Origin of the sequence: Bradyrhizobium sp. AZCC 1719, assembly GCF_036924525.1 — a bacterium.
In the GTDB taxonomy this organism is placed as follows: domain Bacteria; phylum Pseudomonadota; class Alphaproteobacteria; order Rhizobiales; family Xanthobacteraceae; genus Bradyrhizobium.
Genome location: NZ_JAZHRU010000001.1, coordinates 2,181,874 through 2,200,525, shown reverse-complemented (window position 1 = coordinate 2,200,525; position 18,652 = coordinate 2,181,874). Strand labels below are relative to the sequence as shown.

The window sequence follows — 18,652 nt, the reverse complement described above, 5'->3', positions numbered from 1 at the left end:
GGCACTCCCGTGCTCTGCGATCGGCCGCTTTGTGCAAATACGCTCGCACAAGTTAGTTGCCTTGGCAACATATACGACAAGCCTCGACGATCGATTTTCGGCGGCGGCCGGTTCGTGCCGGCCGCCGCCGGGTCAGGTCATCTCTTGACCAGTGGGCAGTTGCCCTCGCTTTCGGGACGAAATGCCTGATCGCCCGGAATCGTAGCGACGACCTTCAACAGATCCCATTTCGACGTGGATTCGTCAGGCTTCTTCACCTCGAGCAGAAACAGCGGGTGAATCTTACGCCCGTCTGCGCGGATGGTTCCCTTGCCGAACAGCGGATCGTCGGTCGGCATCGCCTTCATCGCCGACACCACGGCCTTGCCGTCGGTGGCGCCGCCGATCTTGTCGACGGCCTTCAGATAATGCAGCACCGAAGCATAGACGCCGGCCTGCATGTCGTTCGGATAATTCTTTTGCGGATGGCGTTCGGCAAACCGTTTTGCAAAAGCGCGCGTGTCGTCGTTCAAATCCCAGTAGAACGGATTCATGATCTGCGCACCCTGGGCTGCCTTCAGGCCGAGCGCAGGAATTCCGTTCATGCCGAGGATCAATCCGACCAACTTCTGCTTTTGCGTTAGCCCGAACTCCGCCGCCTGTTTGATCGAGGTGATGGTGTCATCGCCGGCATTGGCGACGCCGACGATGTCGGCGCCCGAGGCCTGCGCCTGCAGCAAGAAAGAAGCATAGTCGGCGGTGCCGAGCGGATGGCGCACGGCGCCGAGCACTTCGCCGCCGGAGGCCTTGACGCCTTCCATCGCCTGCTTCTCCAGGTCGTGGCCGAAGGCGTAATCGGCGGTCAGGAAGAACCATTTCTTGCCGCCTTGGGCGACCACGGCTTTGCCAAGGCCACGGCCATAGGCATAGGTATCGTAGGTCCAGTGCACGGTATTCGGCGTGCACTTTTCGCCGGTGAGCAGCGCGGTGCCGGCGCCGGAGCCGATAAAAACCTTGTTCTTCTGCTCGCTCATATTGGCAACCGCGAGCGCAATCGCCGAGTTCGGCAGGTCGAAGATGGCGTCGATGCTTTCGGTGTCGTACCAGCGCCGCGCGATGCCGACGCCGACGTCGGTCTTGTTCTGATGGTCGGCGGTGATGACGTCGACCGGCTTGCCGGCAGCCTTGCCGCCATAGTCTTCGACTGCCATTTGCGCTGATATGACCGAGCCGATGCCCTGGTAGGTCGAGAACACGCCCGACTGGTCGTTGAGCACGCCGATCCGGACGCGGTCCTGGGCTTGGACTTGGGAAGCGCCTGCGAAAATTCCGCCGAGCGCGACCACGAGCATTCCTGTGCGAAAAAGCTGTCGCATGCGTTCCCTCCTGAATGGAAAAGGCGGCCTTCGCGACCGCTTCGAAATTAGTTATAATTTATAAGTATTTTGAGGATTGTCAATTCAGGTGATGCCGTGCGAGCTTTTGCCCATGGAAAGAATCGGAAAAATTTCGACGCGCAAGGACAACGGAGCGGCCAGACCGGCTGAGCCGGACTCGGCGCGAAAACTCGATCTCACCGCGCTGCAGCAGACCCCGGGATTCATGATCCGGATCCTGCAGTTGGAGAACTTCGAGGCGTTCTATCCGTATTTCGAGTCCTTAAACCTTTCACCGCTCGAATACGCCATCCTGGTTACGGTGCGGGACAACAAGACGGTGACGCAGAGCGAACTCGCCGCCGTGTTGAAGATGCAGCTCCCCAACCTCGTGAAAATCCTGTCACGCATGGAGGAGACCGGCGTCTTGAAGCGGAAGCGCTCCGCGCGGGACAAGCGCGCGGTCGAGCTCAGCCTCAGTGCGGCGGGCGAGAGGCGCGCTGACGAGGCCAGCCGGCTTGGCGAGAGCTTCAATGCGCAGACGCTTTCCGCGCTCAGCAAGAGCGAGCAGACGTCATTTCTCCAGATGCTGGTGCGGCTGGTCGAGGCGCACAAGCACGCGGCGTCCCGACGCGCCTAGAGCATGATTATTTTGGTTAGATCGATTTGGCCGCAGACGCGCTTCACCTCTCCCGCTTGCGGGGGAGGTCGGCGCGAAGCGCCGGGTGGGGGCTCTCTCCACTCGGGCAGTGTCGTCTGCGGAGACACCCCCACCCCAGCCCTCCCCCGCAAGCGGGAGAGGGAGCGCACCTTCTTCGTGGTCGCAATCTAATCCAATTTCATCATGCTCTAGCGTCAGCCGGCGCAGCCGATCCATTCGGCCGAGCCGTCGTCGTCCAGCGTTGCCACTGCGCTCGCGCGCCGCGTCAGCACCGCACGCTGGTTGATATAGCCCTTGTCGGTGATCTCGCCGCCGTCGACGGACGCGGGTTCGGCCAGCAGCAGCGCGCGCGTTGCGTGACCGGACGAGTTGCCGCTTTGCGCCTTCAGCCTCGCGAGCCCTTGGGCAATCGCACTTCGAACCCTGTCGTGGCCGATTACATCTTTTACGTCGGCGCTGTCGGGCAAGCCGGCATGTGCACGGCAGGCCGCAATATTCGGAAATACCAGGAAGCGAACCTCGTCGCCGCCATGGCCGGTCACGACAATGTCCTGCGCCAGCGGCGCCAGGGCGGCGATGCCGGCGACGCGCAAGGTGCCGACGCTGACCCAGGTGCCCGAATTGAGCTTGAAGTCCTCGGCGACGCGGCCGTCGAAGAACAGTCCGAGTTCGGGACGCGCCGGATCGGCAAAGGTCACGGCGTCGCCGATCAGATAAAAACCCTCTTCGTCGAACGCCTGCGCGGTCAATTCCGACGCCTTCCAGTAGCCGGGCGTGACATTTGGACCGCGCACCCGCACCTCGAGCTTGTCGCCGGATGGCACCAGCTTCAGTTCGGTGCCCGGGATCGGCACGCCGATATTGCCGGAGCGCTTGGCCTGAAAGTGGCAGTCGGTAGCGAGCGGCGAGGTTTCAGTCGAGCCCCAGGCCGACACCATCGGCAGCGCACGGCCAACCGTCTTGATCGAGAGTTCTTCTAGCGCGTCCCAGAGATTCTGCGGCAAGGCTGCGCCGGCGTAGAAAGCGAACTTCACCTCGCTGAAGAACTTTTTGCGCAGTTCGTCGTCGCCGCGCAGCGCCGCGATCAGCATGTCAAAACCGCGCGGCACGTTGAAATAGACTGATGGCATCACGCTGCGCAGATTGGCGAGCGAGGTCGCGAACAGCCCCGGCGCCGGCTTGCCACCGTCGACATAGAGCGTGCCGCCGTTGCGCAGCACCAGATTGAAATTGTGGTTGGCGCCGAAGGTATGGCTCCAGGGTAACCAGTCGAGGATCACGAGTTCTTCGCTGCTGTCCTCGAGGAATGTCCAGGTCTGCGCCTTGGCCTGCTGGCTCGAGGTCAGCATGCGCTGGGTGTTGATCACGGCCTTCGGCGTGCCTGTCGAGCCCGAGGTGAACAGGAATTTTGCGATGGTATCCGGCGTGATCGCGGCAAAGGCCCTTTCGACATCAGGCGTTTCCAACGTTGCAGCGACGGCGCGGAAGGAGATCGCGCTGTCATCACCCACACCGCCGCCGACGATGGTGGCCGAATGCAGCGGCTTGATCGCTGCCAGCGCCGCGGCAAATGGCTTTGTGCCGGAAACATAGATCACGCCGGGCCCGAGCAGCGTGATCATGCTCTTGAGTTTGTCGAAATCCTTGGACATCAGCGAATAGGCCGGCGAGATCGCGGCCGACGGCACGCCGACATGCTGGGCGGCGAGCGCGAACAGTGCGTGCTCGACGCTGTTGTCGGACAGGATCACCAGCGGACGCTCGGCGCTAAGCCCCTGCGCCAGGATCCAGGCGGCGGCCGAGCGCACCTGCTTCAACGCATCCTTGTAGGTGACGGCGGTCCAAGGCGTATCAACGCTGGCGCGATCGGCGAGAAAGATCCGGTCCGGCGCCTGCCGCGCCCAATGCTCCAGCCAGTCGCCGGTGCAGCGCGCACTCGGCCGCAACGGCGCGGTCGATTTCAGGATGATGCTGCCATCGGTCCGGCGATCGGCAACGATCTCGGGCGTCGCGAATAGATTTTGGGAATCGGCACCGCTGATGGCGGCGATGGTCATGGGCTTCCTCCTGCAGCCTCGAAAAGGGCTGGCTTGACGCCAATGTTGAGCACAACAATTGTTGTCGTCAACAACAATCTTCCCCTTGGTCGCGCGAAGCGCTAGAAGGGAACGATGGCGAGGAACAGTCAGGCACCCAGAATTGCCAAGTCACGCGCTGGTATTCGGCCGCGCCCCGGCCGCACGCGAAGCGAAAACGGCAACGCGCACAGCGATCTGATGAACGGCGAAATCGGTCTCGACGCGCTGGCGGGCCACGCCGGCTATGCGGTGCGGCGCTTTCAGATCTGGATTTTTCAGGATTTCATTCGCACGCTCGGCGCCGTCGATATCCGGCCGACGCAGTATTCTGTGATGACGGTGATCGGGGCCAATCCTGGCCTGAGCCAGATGGCTGTTGCAAAACGGCTCGGCATCGAGCGCGCCCGGCTGGTGCACCTCCTGGACAGTCTTGAAGAGCGCGATCTCGTCAGCCGCGTCAAATCCGCCGCCGACCGGCGCTCCCACGCGCTGCACCTGACCGCGCGCGGCCGGACGGCGCTGGCGCAGTTCAAGCGGCTTGCCGCCGAACATGAGCGCCATGTGGCCGAGAAGATCGGCAAGGAGAACCGGGAGAAACTGCTGCAGATACTCTCGGACTTCACCTGAGCGCGGCCGGCGCCGCGCCTTGGGCTGAATCGCCTAAGTTTTAGGCAGTCGCCCGGCTACGGCCTGCGCTCATGGCATGCGCAGTCGCCTCGTAAGCACATGAAATTACAAATCTATATTTGAGCGTTGGCTCGACTAAGCGATTGTACACAATGGCACATCGCTTGCTTCAGTCCGGGTAACCTTTAGTCCGGGTAACCTTTGCTCGCTGGAGTTTTGCCGCCATGGGGTCCGACGCGCCCGAAACCGTTGCCGCCATCGTCGCCGCGCACCGCGCCGGCGCGATCACCCCGGCGCAAACCGTCGCGCGCAGCTATCAGCGCATCCGCGCCCATAATGATCCCGCCGTGTTCATCAGCCTGCGCGACGAGAAGGATGCGGTGGCGGAGGCCGAAGCACTGGCCTCGAAAGATGCGGCATTGCTTCCGCTGCTCGGCGTCCCGGTTGCAGTGAAGGACAATATCGACGCGCTGGGCTTAGCGACCACGGCCGCCTGCCCGGCCTTTTCCTATTCGCCCGTGCAGGACTCGACGGCGGTCGCAAAACTGCGGGCGGCCGGCGCCATCATTATCGGCAAGACCAATCTCGACCAGTTCGCGACCGGCCTGGTCGGCGTCCGCTCGCCCTACGGGATTCCCGTCAATCCGATCCGCGCCGATCTCGTTCCAGGCGGGTCGAGTTCGGGCTCGGCAGTCGCGGTTTCCGCAGGCCTCGTGCCGCTGGCGCTCGGCACCGACACCGCGGGTTCTGGCCGCGTGCCGGCGATGCTTAACAACATCGTAGGGCTGAAGCCGAGCCTCGGCATGATCTCCAACGCCGGGCTCGTCCCGGCCTGCCGCACGCTGGACTGCATTTCGGTATTCTCGCTCACGGTCGACGACGCAATGACCGCGCTGGCTGCGATGGTGGGCGCCGATGGCGCCGATCCGTATTCGCGCGATCGGCCGTTAGGACGGATGTCCGCGTTTCCCGAAAAACTCCGGCTTGGCGTGCCGCGCAATGGCCAATTGATCTTCTTCGGCGACGCGGCTTCCGAGAAAGCCTATGGCGAGGCGCTCAAGCGCTGGACGCAGCTTGGCGCCACGCTGGTCGAATTCGACCTCGAACCCTTTTATGAGGCCGCGCGGCTGCTTTACGAAGGCCCGTGGGTCGCCGAGCGATACCTTGTCATCCGCGACCTCCTGGCATCCTCGCCGGATTCGATTCATCCGGTGACCCGCGAAATCACCGCCGCAGGCGCGCGGCTGACCGCCGCCGACACCTTTGCCTCACTCTATCGGCTGCAGGCGCTGCGGCGCACAGCCGAGCGCAGCTTTACCCATTTCGACGCGATGGTGCTGCCGACGGCGCCGACCGCCTATTCGACCGCGCAGGTGCTGGCCAATCCGATCGAGCTCAACAGCCGGCTCGGCACTTACACCAATTTCGTCAACCTGCTCGACCTCTGCGGCCTCGCGCTGCCGGCAGCGATGCGCGCGGATGGCATCCCGTTCGGCATCACGCTATTGGCGCCCGCAGGACGCGACACACAGCTCGCCAGCATCGGCCGCGTGTTTCATGCCGATACCAAATTGAAGGTGGGAGCCAGGGGGTTGACGCCGCCACCGCTCGCTCCGTTGCCGGCAGCCGCGGATGGCGACGAGATCACCCTCGCAGTGGTCGGCGCGCATCTCTCCGGCATGGCGCTCAACGGCGAGCTGCAGGCCCTCGGTGGACGCCTGATCGAGGCGACCACGACCGCGCCGGACTACAAGCTCTACGCGCTCGACACAGTGCCGCCGAAACCCGGCATGCTGCGCGTGGAGCAAGGCGCGGGACATTCGATCAAGCTGGAGCTATGGGCGCTGTCGGCGACAGCCTTCGGCAAATTCGTCGCCGCGATCCCGCCGCCGCTCGGCATCGGCACGATACGGCTCGCCAACGGAAGGGGCGTGAAGGGATTTCTGGTCGAGCCCGCAGCCATCAACGGCGCGCGCGATATTTCAGCCTATGGCGGCTGGCGCGCGTTCATGGCGGAGAAGGCGGCGGCTTGAGCCGTCATTGCGAGCGAAGCGAAGCAATCCACCCCTCCGCGTATGCGGAACGATGGATTGCTTCGTCGCTTCGCTCCTCGCAATGACGAGCGCCTACACCGACACCGCGTAAATTTCATACTCCCCGCGCACCAGCTCGATATGCGCGCGCATCGCCGCCGCCGCGCCGGCCTTGTCGCCGCGCATGATCGCGACCACCACGCGGTCGTGCTCGGCGTGCGATTTTGCCAGCCGCCCGAGATTGCGGAATTGGGCGCGGCGGAATGGCTGCACGCGCACCCGTGTCGCCAGCGTCATCTCGGCGATGTAGCTGTTCTGCGAACCGGCATAGATCGCGTTGTGAAAGCGCTCGTTGACCGCGTGAAAGCGTTCCGGATTGCCGGCATGGCTCAGCACCCGCAATTCCTCGTGGATCGCTTCCAGCTTCTGGCGATCCCCCGGCGGCATCCGTTCGGCCGCGAGCCCCGCGCACAGCGCTTCCAGCTCCGCCATCGCCTCGAACATCTCGGTCAGGCGGTCCAGTGAGGGCTGCGCCACCACGGCGCCGCGATGTGCGCGGGCTTCCACGAGGCCGCTTGCCACGAGCTGTCGCAGCGCCTCGCGCACCGGCGTGCGCGACACGGCAAAGCGCCGGGCGATATCGCTCTCGTCGAGCGCCGATCCCGGCGGCAGCACGCCGCGCACGATCTCATCGGCGAGCTGCAGCCGCAGTTCTTCGGCGCGCGTGACCTTGTCCCGCTGCGACGAAGGGCGATCGACGCGGCGAACCGTGGCTTCCGGAAGATCTTCCAGACTCATGCCTTTTGATCCATTTGCTCAGAAGATTTGGGCTCGTCGATGATGCTGACATGGGCCGCAACGATCTTCCAACCTTCGGGAAACCGTATCCAGGTTTGCATCTGCCGCCCGACCTTTCCGGGTGCGCCGTCGCGATAGAACAGCGTGGAGGCCACGGCGGTATCGCGGCCATAGGTCGTGATCACGGTCTTGTCGGTTCGCCGCATCAGCCCGACCGGCGAGCGCGCGGCGCGGAACGCCATGATGGCGTCGTAGCCGTAGAGATTTTCGCCGATGCCATAGCGCAGCGTGCGGGGATCGTTACGGAACAATTCGTCCAGCACCGCCACGTCGTTCGACACCAGCGCCTTTTCGTAACGTTCGAACTGCGCGGTGACTTCGGTGAGCACGTCGGGAAGATCGATCTCCATGCTTACAATCCTCTCGGCGCAGGCGCTGCGGCGGCACCCATCCGCTCCAGCGCATGCGCAACCCGCAGCGCGATGTCTTCCCGCCAGGGCGCCGCGATGATCTGCACGCCGATCGGCATCGGCTCCAGCGGAACGGGCACCGCGACAACGGGCAGGCCGATGAACGAAATCGGCTGGGTGTGGATGCCGATATTGGCGCGCACCGGCAGTTCGACGCCGTCGAGCGCAAAGGTTACCTGGCCGAGCCTGGGCGCGATGCAGGGCGTCGCCGGTGCGATGATCACGTCCACCGACTTGAACAGCTCCAGCACCCTTGCCCGATACCAGCGGCGGAATTTTTGCGCGCGGTCGACCAGCGGCGCCGGGACCATCGCACCCGCAATCAGGCGGTCACGCACGGCGGGATCGAAATCGTTTGGGCGCTGGCGCAGGCGATCAAGATGCAGCGACGCACCCTCGGTCGTGGTGATGACGTAAGCCGCGGCGCGGGCGCGCGCGGCCTCGGGGATCTCGATCGTCCTGGTCGCGTTCAGCGCCTTGGCGATGCGCGCCACCGCCTCGACCGCTTCCGGAAAGACGTTCTTCTGAAAATACCCGCCGGCTACCGCGACCCGCAGGCCGTCGATACCCTGGGCCAATAGCGGCGTAACCGGTTCAACCGGCCGCATCGTGCAGGCTGCGTCGTCAGCGTCGGGGCCCTGCATCGCATCATAGGCCAGCGCGAGATCGCCGACATTACGCGCCAAGGGACCCAGATGATCGAGGCTTGCGACAAAGGGAAACGAGCGCGCGCGCGACAGCCGGCCATAGGTCGGCTTCACGCCGAAGACGCCGCAGAACGACGACGGCACGCGGATCGATCCGTTGGTGTCCGACCCCAACGCGATCGGAACGAGCGCACCGCCGACCGCACTGCCAGAGCCGCCCGACGAGCCGCCGGTCATCCGCGTCGGATCGTGCGGATTGCGCGACGGGCCGTCATGCACGTTCTCGCCGGTAAAGTCATAGGCATATTCGCCCATGTTGAGCGCGCCGACCAGCACGGCGCCGGCCGCTTCCATGCGCTCGATCAGCGTGGCGTCGCGCGGTGACGGGGCGAGATCGCGGTTGATCTTCGATCCGGCGCGGGTGGCGAGGCCCTTCACGTCGAACAGGTTCTTCACCGCGAACGGCACGCCGGCAAGCGGTCCGGCGTTCTGGCCGGCGGCGATGGCGGCATCGACCGCGCGGGCTTTCGCGCGTGCGCGATCGGCGGTGATGTCGGTAAACGAGTTCAGCACGGAATCATACTTAGCGATTCGCGCCAGTGCGGCTTCGGTCGCGTCGATGGCGGATAGCTTGCCGCCTGCGACGGCCTGCGCGATTTGTTGGGCCGATAGCCCGTCAGTGTTTGCTGTCATGGCCTTATCACGCTGTGTAGACGCTGGCCGGCTCGGTCTCGTCCGGCAGCGGGAATTCATCGACCAACCGCGCCAGCCTCAGCGACACTTCGAGGTTCGCTCGCACGGCAGGACGCCAGGCTTCCTCGACCGGCAGCGCCAGCGCCTTGGCGACGGCATCGATGTAATCGTCCAGGGGATCGGCGGCCATTTCGCTTCCATTCTAGTTTCTAGTGAACCGGCAACGGCGGATGCGGGATCGCCGTCAGCAATTCCTTTGTATAGGCGTCCTGCGGATCGCCGAGCACGCGTTCGGATGGACCCTGCTCGACGATTCGTCCCGCCCGCATCACGATGACACGATCGCAAAGCAGACGCACCACATTCAGATCATGCGACACGAACAAATAGCTCATGCCCATCGACGCTTTCAGATCCTGCAGCAGATTGAGCACGACGGCTTGAACGGAGACGTCGAGCGCCGCCGTCGGCTCGTCAAGGATCACGAGTTTGGGATGCAGCGCGATCGCGCGCGCGATGCCGACGCGGGCCTTTTGGCCGCCGGACAATTGATGTGGAAAGCGATCGAGCAGATTGACGGGAAGGCCGACCAGGCCGGCGAGTTCCTCGCAGCGGGCGCGCAACGCATCGCGTCCCCTGATATCGCCGAGCTGCAGAAGCGGATCGGCAATGGCGCGTGCCGCCGTGAAGCGCGGGTTGAGGCTGTCGGTCGGATCCTGGAACACCATCTGGATGCTCTTGCGCAGCGGCAACCGCGCAAAGGCCTGGGGCAGGATGGCGCCGATCTCCTCGCCGTCGAAGACGATGCGGCCCGAGGTCTGGTCCAATAGCCGCATCACCATCATCGACGTGGTCGATTTGCCACAGCCGGATTCGCCGACGAGGCCGACGCTCTCGCCATGACCGACGGTGAAGCTGATGCCGTCAACGGCGCGAAAGACCTCTGCTTCCACCGGCGGCTTGCGGGAGAACAGTTTTGACAGCACCGCGCTTGCGCCCTGGCGCGGGTATTCCTTGACGAGTTTTTCGACGAAGAGAAGAGGCTTCGCACTCTGGGCAAGCCCGGCCACGACAGCGGATGGTCGGGGAGAGGCTAAGGTCTCCTCCTCCGGAAGCAGATCCCGCAGCGACACCCCGAGCCTCGGCGTCGCGCGCATCAATTTCTTCGTATAGGCATGCTCGGGTTTTACAAAAATATCCGCCGACTTCGCGGTCTCGACCACGCGACCCTTCTCCATGACGACAACGCGGTCGCAGTAGGCGGCGGCAAGCCCGAGATCGTGCGTGATCAGGATCGTCGACATATGCCGGCGCTTGGTGAGTTCGACGATCAGATCCATCACCGCCTTCTGCGTGGTGACGTCGAGTCCCGTCGTCGGCTCGTCCGCGATCAGGAGCTGCGGATTGCAGGCCAGCGCCAGCGCGATCACGACGCGCTGGCACATGCCGCCCGAAAGCTCGAACGGATAGGCATGATAGCGCTCGCGCGGACGGGCGATCTTGACCTGTTCCAGCGCCTCGATCGCCTTCTCGCCGCGGTCGTTCGCCGCGCTCTGCACGTGTTGGCGCAGCACGTCCTCGATCTGGTCGCCGACTTTCCGGATCGGATTCAGCGCCGCACGCGGGTTCTGGAAAATCATCGAGATTTCGCGACCGCGCAAATCGCGCATCTCGTTCTCGCTCGCGGCCTTGACGTCGATGCCGGAAAACATCACCGAGCCGTCGGCGATCCTGCCGGCGCGGTCGAGGATCCGCATCACGGCATAGGATGTCACCGACTTGCCGGAGCCGGATTCGCCGACAATGCCGAGCGTCTCGCCCTTGGCTACGGTGATGTTGACGTGCTGCACAGCCTTGACGATGCCGCGTCGCGTGGTGAATTCGACGGTGAGATCGTTGACGTCGAGAAGAGGCTGGGCCGTCATGACGACCTCCGCAAAAATCTCGAAAACAACCCCATGCAAAGTAGAACGAGGTTGAATTCATTGGATAATTTTCGGGAGAGATTCGGTAAGTTGGGCACAATTCTCTCATTCCCTCCCCCCTTGCGGGGGAGGGGCAGGGAGAGGGGTAGCCACAAACTCCCATCTCTCCCGCGGCCACCCCTCTCCCCAACCCTCCCCCGCAAGGGGGGAGGGAGCGCAGCAGCGAGCGTGGAGACAGCCATCACGTCCTCCGCTGCGGATCGACGATGTCGCGCAGGCCGTCGCCGAGCAGGTTGAAGCAGAACACCGCGATCATCAGCGCAAGACCCGGAAACAGCGCAATCCACCATTCGCCCGACACCATGAAGGTGGCGCCTTCCGCGACCATGATGCCCCATTCCGCCGTCGGCGGCCGCACGCCAAGCCCGATGAAGGAAAGTCCGGCCGCGTTGAGGATCGCGTAGCCCATGGTCAGCGACATCTGCACGATCATGATCGGCATGATGTTGGGGAGGATGTGGACCAGGAGAATCCGCATCTCGCCATTGCCGGACAGCCGCGCCGCCTGCACGAAGCCGGCGTTGCGGCGGACATTGGCCTCGGCCCGCGCCACGCGGGCATAGAGCGGAAAGTTCACGATCGCGGTGGCGATGATGATGTTCTGCACGGTATTGCCGAGCGCCGCCACAATGCCCATTGCCAGCACGAACAGCGGAAACGCCATGATGGTGTCGGCGATGCGCCCGACGATGCGGTCGGTCCAGCCGCCGAAATAGCCGGCGGCGATGCCGGCCAGTCCGCCCATCAGGAACACCAGCGCCACCGAGGCGACCGCGATGAAGGTATCGAGCCTTGTGGCGACGATGACGCGGCTGAAGATATCGCGGCCCAATTGGTCGGTGCCGAACCAGTGCGCCGCCGATGGCGGCTTCAGCGCCGCGGCGGTATCGCTGGCGAGCGGATCGTAGGGAACGATGTAGGGGCCGAAGATCGCGGCAAACAGGATGATGACGAGCAAACCGAAAGCAAAGGCGGTGACGCGGTTCTCGCCGAGCACGTAGCTGACATGCTCGAACATCGCAGCCACGCCGGAGGTACGCGTGGGAGCGGCAGGTTCAACGGCAGGCGCAACGCTACTCATCTTCCAACCTCACCCTTCAAGCCGCACGCGCGGATCGATCACGCCGTAGAGAATGTCGATGACCAGATTGAGCAGCACGTACATGACCGCCATGGTCAGCACGAAACCCTGCACCGGCGCGAAGTCCGACGAGATCAGCGCTTCCACCGCATAGGAGCCGATGCCGGGCCAGGCGAACACCTTCTCGACCAGCACGTTGGCGCCGAGCAGGAATGAGAACACCATGCTGAGCGTGGTGATGACCGGCAGCATCGCGTTGCGGAACGCGTAGGTCACGATCACGGTCGACGGCGAAAGCCCGCTGGCGCGCGCGGTGCGGACGAAGTCGGACGCCAGCACCGCCAGCATCGAGGCCCGCGTCATGCGCGCGATCGGCGCCAGCGAGAAGATCGCCAGCGTCGCCGCCGGCAGGATGAGCTGGCTCAACGCCGAACGAAACGTCTCGAACTCGCGCGCGATCAGGGCGTCGATCAGATAGAGACCGGTCACAGTCGGCGGCGCACTGTAGAACACATCTAACCGGCCGAGCGGTGCGGGCGACCAGCCGAGCCTGAAATAGAACACGTAGACCAGCACGAGACCGGTGAAGAACACCGGCAGCGATACGCCGGCCGTCGTAGTGACGCGGCACAGATGGTCGATCCACGAGCCCGGGCGGGTTGCGGCGAGCACGCCCAGTGGAATCGCGATTCCGATCGAAACAATAAGACCAAGCAGCGTCAATTCGGCGGACGCCGGCAGGCGGTTGCGGATTTCGGTCGCGACCGGCTGGCCCGTCGTCAGCGAGTTGCCGAAATCGCCATGCGCGAGATCGTTGGTGTAGCGGAAGAACTGCTCGATCAGCGGCTTGTCGAAGCCGAGTTTCTTGCGGATCTGCTCGATGGCTTCCTTGCTCGCCGCGGGCCCGGCGAAATAGGCGGCCGGGTCGCCCGGCAGCGCGCGCGTCAGCAGGAACGTGACGATCACGACCCCGATGAGAGAGGGAATCGCAAACATCAGCCGCTTGCCGATCATGGTCAGCATGCTGCTCTCCCAATAATGAGAGAAAGTGCCGCCGCATCCACAACTCGGCTCCCTCCCCCCTTGCGGGGGAGGGCTGGGGAGAGGGGTGGCGGCAACGGCGGTGCGTGTGGCTTACCCCTCTCCCCGCCCCTCCCCCGCAAGGGGGGAGGGAGTGAGAGAGTTGCGCGTCCCTCACTCGATGGGGAGAGAACGGCGACGTCCTCACCAAGCCGAAGAAAAGCGAAGGCAGTTTGATGCACCCATTTGAGAGCGGACTCCGCTGCGCCCCCTCCCCCCTTGCGGGGGAGGGCTGGGGAGAGGGGTGGCGGCAACGGCGGTGCGTGTGGCTTACCCCTCTCCCTGCCCTCGAGAGCGAGCTTCGCTCGCCTCGGACCCCGCAAGGGGGGAGGGAATGAGAGAGCAATGCGTCCCTCACTGAACGGGGAGAGAGCGGAGCAAGCCAATATTTCGCCCGCACGCATCATGGCGCATCACGCCTTCACCAGCGCGCGGTAATCCAGCCTGCGGTGGAACCAGTATTGATAGCCGGACACGTTCTTCTGCATCGCGACGTTGACGTAGGGCTGATACAGCGGGATGCGCGGGATGTCCTTGAAGGCGAGATCGACGAAGCCTTTGACGTCGGCATCGTACTTCGCGGTGTTGCCGATCGCGGCGGCGTCGACGGCGCCGTGGATGAATTCGTCCATCGGCTTCGACTGGTAGCTCATGGTGTTGAAGATCGAGTTCTTGCCGTCGTAGCACCAGATGAAGAAATATTCGGGATAGTCGAGCCAGCCGGAGAACACGTTGGTGTAGAGCGGCAGCACCTTCTTGTTCAGTTCGGTGCGCCAGTTGGCGCCGGGGATCTTGTTGATCGTGGTCTTGATGCCGATTTGCGCCAGGCTCTCCTGCACCAGAATGCAGAGCGGCTCGTTGACGCCGGCAAAGCCCAAGTCGAAGGACAGCGTGGTCTCGAAGCCGTTGGGATAGCCGGCTTCCGCCAGCAAGGCCTTGGCTTTTGCGATATCGGTGACGTATTTGGTCGGCTGCGGCCAGGCTACCTCGGTCGCCTTGTCGGCTGCGGCGCCGAACATCGGCTTGGCCAGGCCGAACAGCACCGCATCCATGATCTTCTGATAGGGAATCGCGCAGGCGACGGCCTCGCGGACCTTGACGTTGTCGAACGGCGCGATCTTCACGTTCATGCCGATATACTGGACGCCGTTGGAATACGGCACCGAGACGATGTTGAGCTTGCCGCTGTCCTTCAGCTCGACGAAATCCTTGTTCGGCAGATCATAGGAGATGTCGGCGTCGCCGCGTTCCAGCAGCGCGCGGCGGTTGCCGGCCTGCGGCACCATGCGCCAGATCACGCGCTTGACCTTCGGCAGGGGACCGCCGGCCCACGCGTCGTTGCGCTCCATGATGACTTCGGTGCCGGCCGTCCACTTCACCACCTTGTAGGCGCCGGAGCCCGCGGTCTGCTGCTTGGTGTATTCGAGGCCCCACGGATCCTTCTCGGTGGCGTTCTTCTTCACCAGCTCCGAATTGACGACGCACGGCACGATAACAGCGAGATCGGGGATGGTGAGGCGGTCCTTCTTGGCGAAATCGATCCGCACCGTGTTGTCGTCGACGACGACGAACTGCTCGGTCTTGGTCAGCGAGCCCGCGCCCATCTGAAAGGTCGGAAAGCCGCCGACGCTGACGGCGCGATCCAGCGACCATTTGACGTCCTTCGCCGTGACCGGCGCGCCGTCGTGGAATTTCGCGTTCTTCTTCAATTTGAAGGTCACCGACATGTCGCCGACCTTCATGTCCTCGGCGAGCTCGGGCTTGAACTTGTCGCGGTCGTAATACGGCACGCCGCCCGGACCGCTCTTCATCTCGTGGCTGATCAGGCGGTCGTAGCAATTCCACGACACCTCATAGCCGGGCACGTTGGTGCCGACGCCGTGAATGTCGAGATTGTTGGGGCCGCTTTCCGAGACGATCAGCAAGGTTTCCGACCGCGCTTGCGCCTTGGCGGAGGACCAGATCGCCGGCGCCGGGGTGAGCGCGCCGGCGGCCGCCAGCCCCGACACGGATTTGAGGAAATCGCGACGCTTCATGGGTGATGCTCCAACGCCCGAGGGAAAACGGCTTTGGAACTGGAATCGCAAGGTTCGTGCCAACCCTTAAGGAAAGCTTGCTTTCACGCCAATCCATTGATGTTGCTGGAGAATGAACCCGAAGCGAACGGCATCGGGGAACGCGGCGCGCTGACGGATTGCATACAAAGATGCATATTTGCTCATAAAATATGCAGATATTTCTGAGCGCTCCGTTGCTGGGCGGCACTCAGATTGGCCAGAGCAAATCCTGCAATTCACCGAGGTTAGCGACCTTCTCCTGCCAACCCTCAATACAAATGTGCCTGACCGGATCGCTGGCCCGATGCAGCAGCATCAGCGCCAGCAGCCGCCGCTTCAACTCGGGGGTGATATCCGCGGCTGAATATCCAAAACCCTCGAACAGGCTTCGCACCCGCCGCGGCATGCCTGCGGTCATGAAGGCGCTGGGGCCAAGCAGGTCATACTCGCGCCTGCCCGTCATCACGTCGCCGAAATCGATCAGTCCCGCGAGCCGCCAACCCGGACCGCTGCGGCTCAGCAGGAAGTTCTCCGGGATGTATTCGCCGGTCAGGATCACCGCGGGCCCCTCCAGCGTGACCAGCGGGGCCGCATCGCGCAGCAAATCGTCCAGGCCGTCGAGAAATTTCTGCGGCAATCCGAGGCGAGCGTGCCGGGCGCGGCACCCTTCGATCTGTCCGCGCATGAAGACGTCCCAGCCCGGCTCGATCTGCCCGAGCGGTCCAATGGGGACGCGCTGCACCTCGGCGATGGTCTCGCCAATCTCGGCAAGCACGCGCTCCTTGTCCTGTTCTGGCAAGGACGGCCAGGCGTCCGCGCCCAACACACCCGACAGCCGCGTGATGACGAGATACGGCCATCCGTCACGCTCACCTTCGACGACGATTTCGGGGATCGCGAGACGAAGCCGGTCACGAAGCTGCGCGAGCGTGCCACGCTCCGAGACGAATTGGGCGCGAAGAAATGGCGGGAAGATTTTGAGGATAAGTTTTTCATCGAGGGCAATGACGAGATTGGTGCCGGTGGAAAAGACATGCGGCGCCGCGCACGCCAAGCCATGGCCGCGGGCGATATCGCGCGCGATCGGCAGCCATTGCGCCGGATCGGCGCGCCAGGCGCGGAACGATTCGTAGTCTGTGAGTGTCGGTAGTGATGCGATCATACGGGCACTGAGCATTGTTTGCCGTCATTGCGAGCGAAGCGAAGCAATCCATATCTCAGCGCGGGGATAGATGGATTGCTTCGCTTCGCTCGCAATGACGGTGGTGAAATTACCGATCCGGGTTGGCCCGCTCGAACTGGCGAAGAAGGCGGTTGCCGCGCTCGACGGCTGCGTCGAGCGCCGCCTGCGCAGTGCGCTTGCCGCTGAAGACCTGCTCCAGCTCGTCCTCGATGGCGTCGCGGATCAGCACAAAGGACCCAAGCCGGATTCCCTTCGAATTCTCGGTCGGCGGCTTCAAAGTCATCTGCTCGATTCCGATCGCAGCACCCGGATTGCGATCGTAGAACCCCTGCGTGCGGGTGAGGTCGAAGGCGGCGCGGGTGATCGGCAGATAGCCGGTGTTCTGGTGCCAGGCAGCCTGGATCTCGGGCTTGGAGAGATAGGCGAAGAACCGCGCAACGCCGGCGTATTCGGCGCGCGGCCGGTCGCGCAGCACCCATAGCGTGGCACCGCCGATGATCGAGTTTTGCGGGTCGCCGGCGATGTCGGGCCGGTACGGGATCATGCCGTAGCCGACCTCGAATTTGGAATTGGCCTTGATGTCGGCGCGTGTCCCGGACGAGCCGATGAAGATGGCGCATTCGCCCTTTTGAAAGCGCGGCTCGGCCAATTCCCCGCGGCCGCTATAGTCGAAAACTTTCGTCGTCTGCCATTCCGCGAGTTGCGCGATGTGCCGAACCACGTCCGGATTGTTGAGGGTCAGCTCTGCATCGAGACCGCCAAAGCCGTTGCCTCGGGTTGCCAGCGGCAGATTGTGGAAGGCGGAAAAATTCTCGACATGGACCCAGGACGGCCAGGATGTGGTGAGCCCGCAGGGCGAGCCGGCCGCACGCAGGCGCTTCGCCGCGGCGCCGACCTCGCCCCAGGTTTTCGGCGCCACCTCGGGGTCGAGGCCCGCGGCGCGGAACAGATCCTTGTTGTAGTAGAGGATCGGGGTCGAGACATTGAACGGGAACGAGAGCATGTTGCCGGCAACATCGGAATAGTAGCCGGTGACGGCCGGCAGATACGCCTCCGGCGAGAATGGCTCCGACTGGTCGCGCATCAATTCGAACACCGGATAGATCGCGCCCTTTGCCGCCATCATGGTCGCGGTGGCGATCTCGTTGACCTGAACGACGGCCGGCTGGCTTCGCGATCGGAATGCGAAGATCGCCGCCGTCACCGTCGCGGTGTAGTTGCCCTTGTAGGTCGGCACGATCCGGTAGTCGGACTGCGACGCATTGAAATCGGCCGCCAGCTTTTCGAGCTGCTTGCCCAGTTCCCCCGACATCGCGTGCCACCACATGATCTCGGTGGCCGCGTGGGCGGGGGACGCAAGCGCCATGGTGGCGAGCGCTGCGAATTGCAAGAACCTCAAGGCCGATTTCACCGGTGATCACCCTGCTCTGCCGCGCGAGCGATGTACCCGTTCGCCGCGCCCTCATAAATCCCTGCGACCGCGGTTTCAATCCGCCGACATCACTGCAATGCACAATTAAAGATTGCGACCGGCGCATCAGGATAACCCCAGGCTAGCCCCCGTCCCGTCACGCTACCAATAGCCAAGCATCGGCAAATTCTGCTAAAAATTGCGTTGAACCTTTTCTCGCCGCCGCAGACTCCATCTCTAAGGGGATTTGTCGCCTGTGTATCGCCGCGCCAACCTTTCGCGGACCTTGGTGCTTGTTGTCGCGCTGTTGCTTACGGCGGTCTCAACGGGCGTTTTTGCGCGCGGATTCCCTGCCGCCGATCCCCGAAACGACAGGCCTCGGATCGAAATGTTCCATTCCCACCCGTTCGGCGCGGAACGGGACCGTCCTGGACAGACCTGGACCGGTGCGATCGATCTCCACCGTACCAACGTTGCATTGATCGGGACGGTG

The 18,652-nt window shown here is 63.6% G+C and carries 15 protein-coding genes; 3 read left to right on the top strand and 12 right to left on the bottom strand.

Going from position 1 to position 18,652, the window contains the following annotated elements; genetic code table 11:
* Positions 1-137: 137 nt before the first annotated feature.
* Positions 138-1,331, bottom strand: coding sequence for an ABC transporter substrate-binding protein (locus V1292_RS10410; protein ID WP_334376991.1), 1,194 nt, complete (start codon positions 1,329-1,331; stop codon positions 138-140).
* A gap of 136 nt (positions 1,332-1,467) precedes the next feature.
* Here V1292_RS10410 and V1292_RS10405 point away from each other — a divergent pair, with 136 nt between their 5' ends.
* Entirely contained in the window at positions 1,468-1,995 is a 528-nt protein-coding gene (locus tag V1292_RS10405) for a MarR family winged helix-turn-helix transcriptional regulator (protein WP_334372294.1), read from the top strand.
* Between the two features lie 215 nt (positions 1,996-2,210).
* On the opposite strand, the gene V1292_RS10400 is transcribed toward V1292_RS10405, so the two are convergent.
* Positions 2,211-4,073, bottom strand: coding sequence for a feruloyl-CoA synthase (locus V1292_RS10400; protein WP_334372292.1), 1,863 nt, complete (start codon positions 4,071-4,073; stop codon positions 2,211-2,213).
* Between the two features lie 114 nt (positions 4,074-4,187).
* Here V1292_RS10400 and V1292_RS10395 point away from each other — a divergent pair, with 114 nt between their 5' ends.
* Both V1292_RS10395 and atzF read left to right on the top strand, forming a co-directional pair.
* Positions 4,188-4,721: a MarR family winged helix-turn-helix transcriptional regulator gene (locus V1292_RS10395; protein ID WP_442895512.1), complete on the top strand. Its 534-nt coding sequence runs from the start codon at positions 4,188-4,190 to the stop codon at positions 4,719-4,721.
* A 224-nt stretch (positions 4,722-4,945) separates the two neighbouring features.
* Positions 4,946-6,754, top strand: coding sequence for an allophanate hydrolase (gene atzF, locus V1292_RS10390; protein ID WP_334372289.1), 1,809 nt, complete (start codon positions 4,946-4,948; stop codon positions 6,752-6,754).
* Between the two features lie 93 nt (positions 6,755-6,847).
* Here atzF and V1292_RS10385 read toward each other — a convergent pair whose 3' ends face one another.
* From V1292_RS10385 to ugpB, 10 genes are all read right to left on the bottom strand, one after another.
* Positions 6,848-7,552, bottom strand: a complete 705-nt coding sequence (locus V1292_RS10385; RefSeq protein ID WP_334372287.1) for a GntR family transcriptional regulator — start codon at positions 7,550-7,552, stop codon at positions 6,848-6,850.
* On the bottom strand, positions 7,549-7,962 hold the full coding sequence (gene hpxZ / locus V1292_RS10380) for an oxalurate catabolism protein HpxZ (RefSeq protein WP_334372285.1): 414 nt from the start codon (positions 7,960-7,962) through the stop codon (positions 7,549-7,551). Before hpxZ ends, V1292_RS10385 begins: the two co-directional genes overlap by 4 nt.
* Before the next feature lie 2 nt (positions 7,963-7,964).
* Positions 7,965-9,362, bottom strand: a complete 1,398-nt coding sequence (locus tag V1292_RS10375; RefSeq protein ID WP_334372283.1) for an AtzE family amidohydrolase — start codon at positions 9,360-9,362, stop codon at positions 7,965-7,967.
* 7 nt (positions 9,363-9,369) lie between these two features.
* The gene (locus V1292_RS10370; RefSeq protein WP_028351884.1) at positions 9,370-9,552 is read right to left on the bottom strand and encodes a DUF4089 domain-containing protein; all 183 of its coding nucleotides are present in this window, start codon (positions 9,550-9,552) and stop codon (positions 9,370-9,372) included.
* 19 nt (positions 9,553-9,571) lie between these two features.
* On the bottom strand, positions 9,572-11,287 hold the full coding sequence (locus V1292_RS10365) for an ABC transporter ATP-binding protein (RefSeq protein ID WP_334372281.1): 1,716 nt from the start codon (positions 11,285-11,287) through the stop codon (positions 9,572-9,574).
* Between the two features lie 241 nt (positions 11,288-11,528).
* Entirely contained in the window at positions 11,529-12,428 is a 900-nt protein-coding gene (locus V1292_RS10360; protein WP_334372280.1) for an ABC transporter permease, read from the bottom strand.
* Between the two features lie 9 nt (positions 12,429-12,437).
* A complete protein-coding gene (locus tag V1292_RS10355) occupies positions 12,438-13,451 on the bottom strand; it encodes an ABC transporter permease (protein ID WP_334372278.1) in 1,014 nt (337 codons plus the stop codon).
* A 470-nt stretch (positions 13,452-13,921) separates the two neighbouring features.
* A complete protein-coding gene (locus tag V1292_RS10350; protein WP_334372276.1) occupies positions 13,922-15,544 on the bottom strand; it encodes an ABC transporter substrate-binding protein in 1,623 nt (540 codons plus the stop codon).
* A 229-nt stretch (positions 15,545-15,773) separates the two neighbouring features.
* On the bottom strand, positions 15,774-16,742 hold the full coding sequence (locus V1292_RS10345) for an aminoglycoside phosphotransferase family protein (protein ID WP_334372274.1): 969 nt from the start codon (positions 16,740-16,742) through the stop codon (positions 15,774-15,776).
* A gap of 94 nt (positions 16,743-16,836) precedes the next feature.
* A complete protein-coding gene (gene ugpB, locus V1292_RS10340) occupies positions 16,837-18,147 on the bottom strand; it encodes a sn-glycerol-3-phosphate ABC transporter substrate-binding protein UgpB (protein ID WP_334372272.1) in 1,311 nt (436 codons plus the stop codon).
* Positions 18,148-18,652: the final 505 nt, after the last annotated feature.

Excerpts from the sequence above, each read along its gene's own strand:
- V1292_RS10350 (WP_334372276.1), bottom strand. The coding sequence starts at position 15,544 with ATGAAGCGTCGCGATTTCCTCAAATCCGTGTCGGGGCTGGCGGCCGCC.
- V1292_RS10410 (WP_334376991.1), bottom strand. The coding sequence starts at position 1,331 with ATGCTCGTGGTCGCGCTCGGCGGAATTTTCGCAGGCGCTTCCCAAGTC.
- V1292_RS10400 (WP_334372292.1), bottom strand. The coding sequence starts at position 4,073 with ATGACCATCGCCGCCATCAGCGGTGCCGATTCCCAAAATCTATTCGCG.
- V1292_RS10345 (WP_334372274.1), bottom strand. The coding sequence starts at position 16,742 with ATGCTCAGTGCCCGTATGATCGCATCACTACCGACACTCACAGACTAC.
- V1292_RS10370 (WP_028351884.1), bottom strand. The coding sequence starts at position 9,552 with ATGGCCGCCGATCCCCTGGACGATTACATCGATGCCGTCGCCAAGGCG.
- atzF (WP_334372289.1), top strand. The coding sequence starts at position 4,946 with ATGGGGTCCGACGCGCCCGAAACCGTTGCCGCCATCGTCGCCGCGCAC.
- V1292_RS10365 (WP_334372281.1), bottom strand. The coding sequence starts at position 11,287 with ATGACGGCCCAGCCTCTTCTCGACGTCAACGATCTCACCGTCGAATTC.
- V1292_RS10395 (WP_442895512.1), top strand. The coding sequence starts at position 4,188 with ATGGCGAGGAACAGTCAGGCACCCAGAATTGCCAAGTCACGCGCTGGT.
- V1292_RS10405 (WP_334372294.1), top strand. The coding sequence starts at position 1,468 with ATGGAAAGAATCGGAAAAATTTCGACGCGCAAGGACAACGGAGCGGCC.
- V1292_RS10360 (WP_334372280.1), bottom strand. The coding sequence starts at position 12,428 with ATGAGTAGCGTTGCGCCTGCCGTTGAACCTGCCGCTCCCACGCGTACC.
- V1292_RS10385 (WP_334372287.1), bottom strand. The coding sequence starts at position 7,552 with ATGAGTCTGGAAGATCTTCCGGAAGCCACGGTTCGCCGCGTCGATCGC.
- V1292_RS10355 (WP_334372278.1), bottom strand. The coding sequence starts at position 13,451 with ATGCTGACCATGATCGGCAAGCGGCTGATGTTTGCGATTCCCTCTCTC.
- V1292_RS10375 (WP_334372283.1), bottom strand. The coding sequence starts at position 9,362 with ATGACAGCAAACACTGACGGGCTATCGGCCCAACAAATCGCGCAGGCC.
- hpxZ (WP_334372285.1), bottom strand. The coding sequence starts at position 7,962 with ATGGAGATCGATCTTCCCGACGTGCTCACCGAAGTCACCGCGCAGTTC.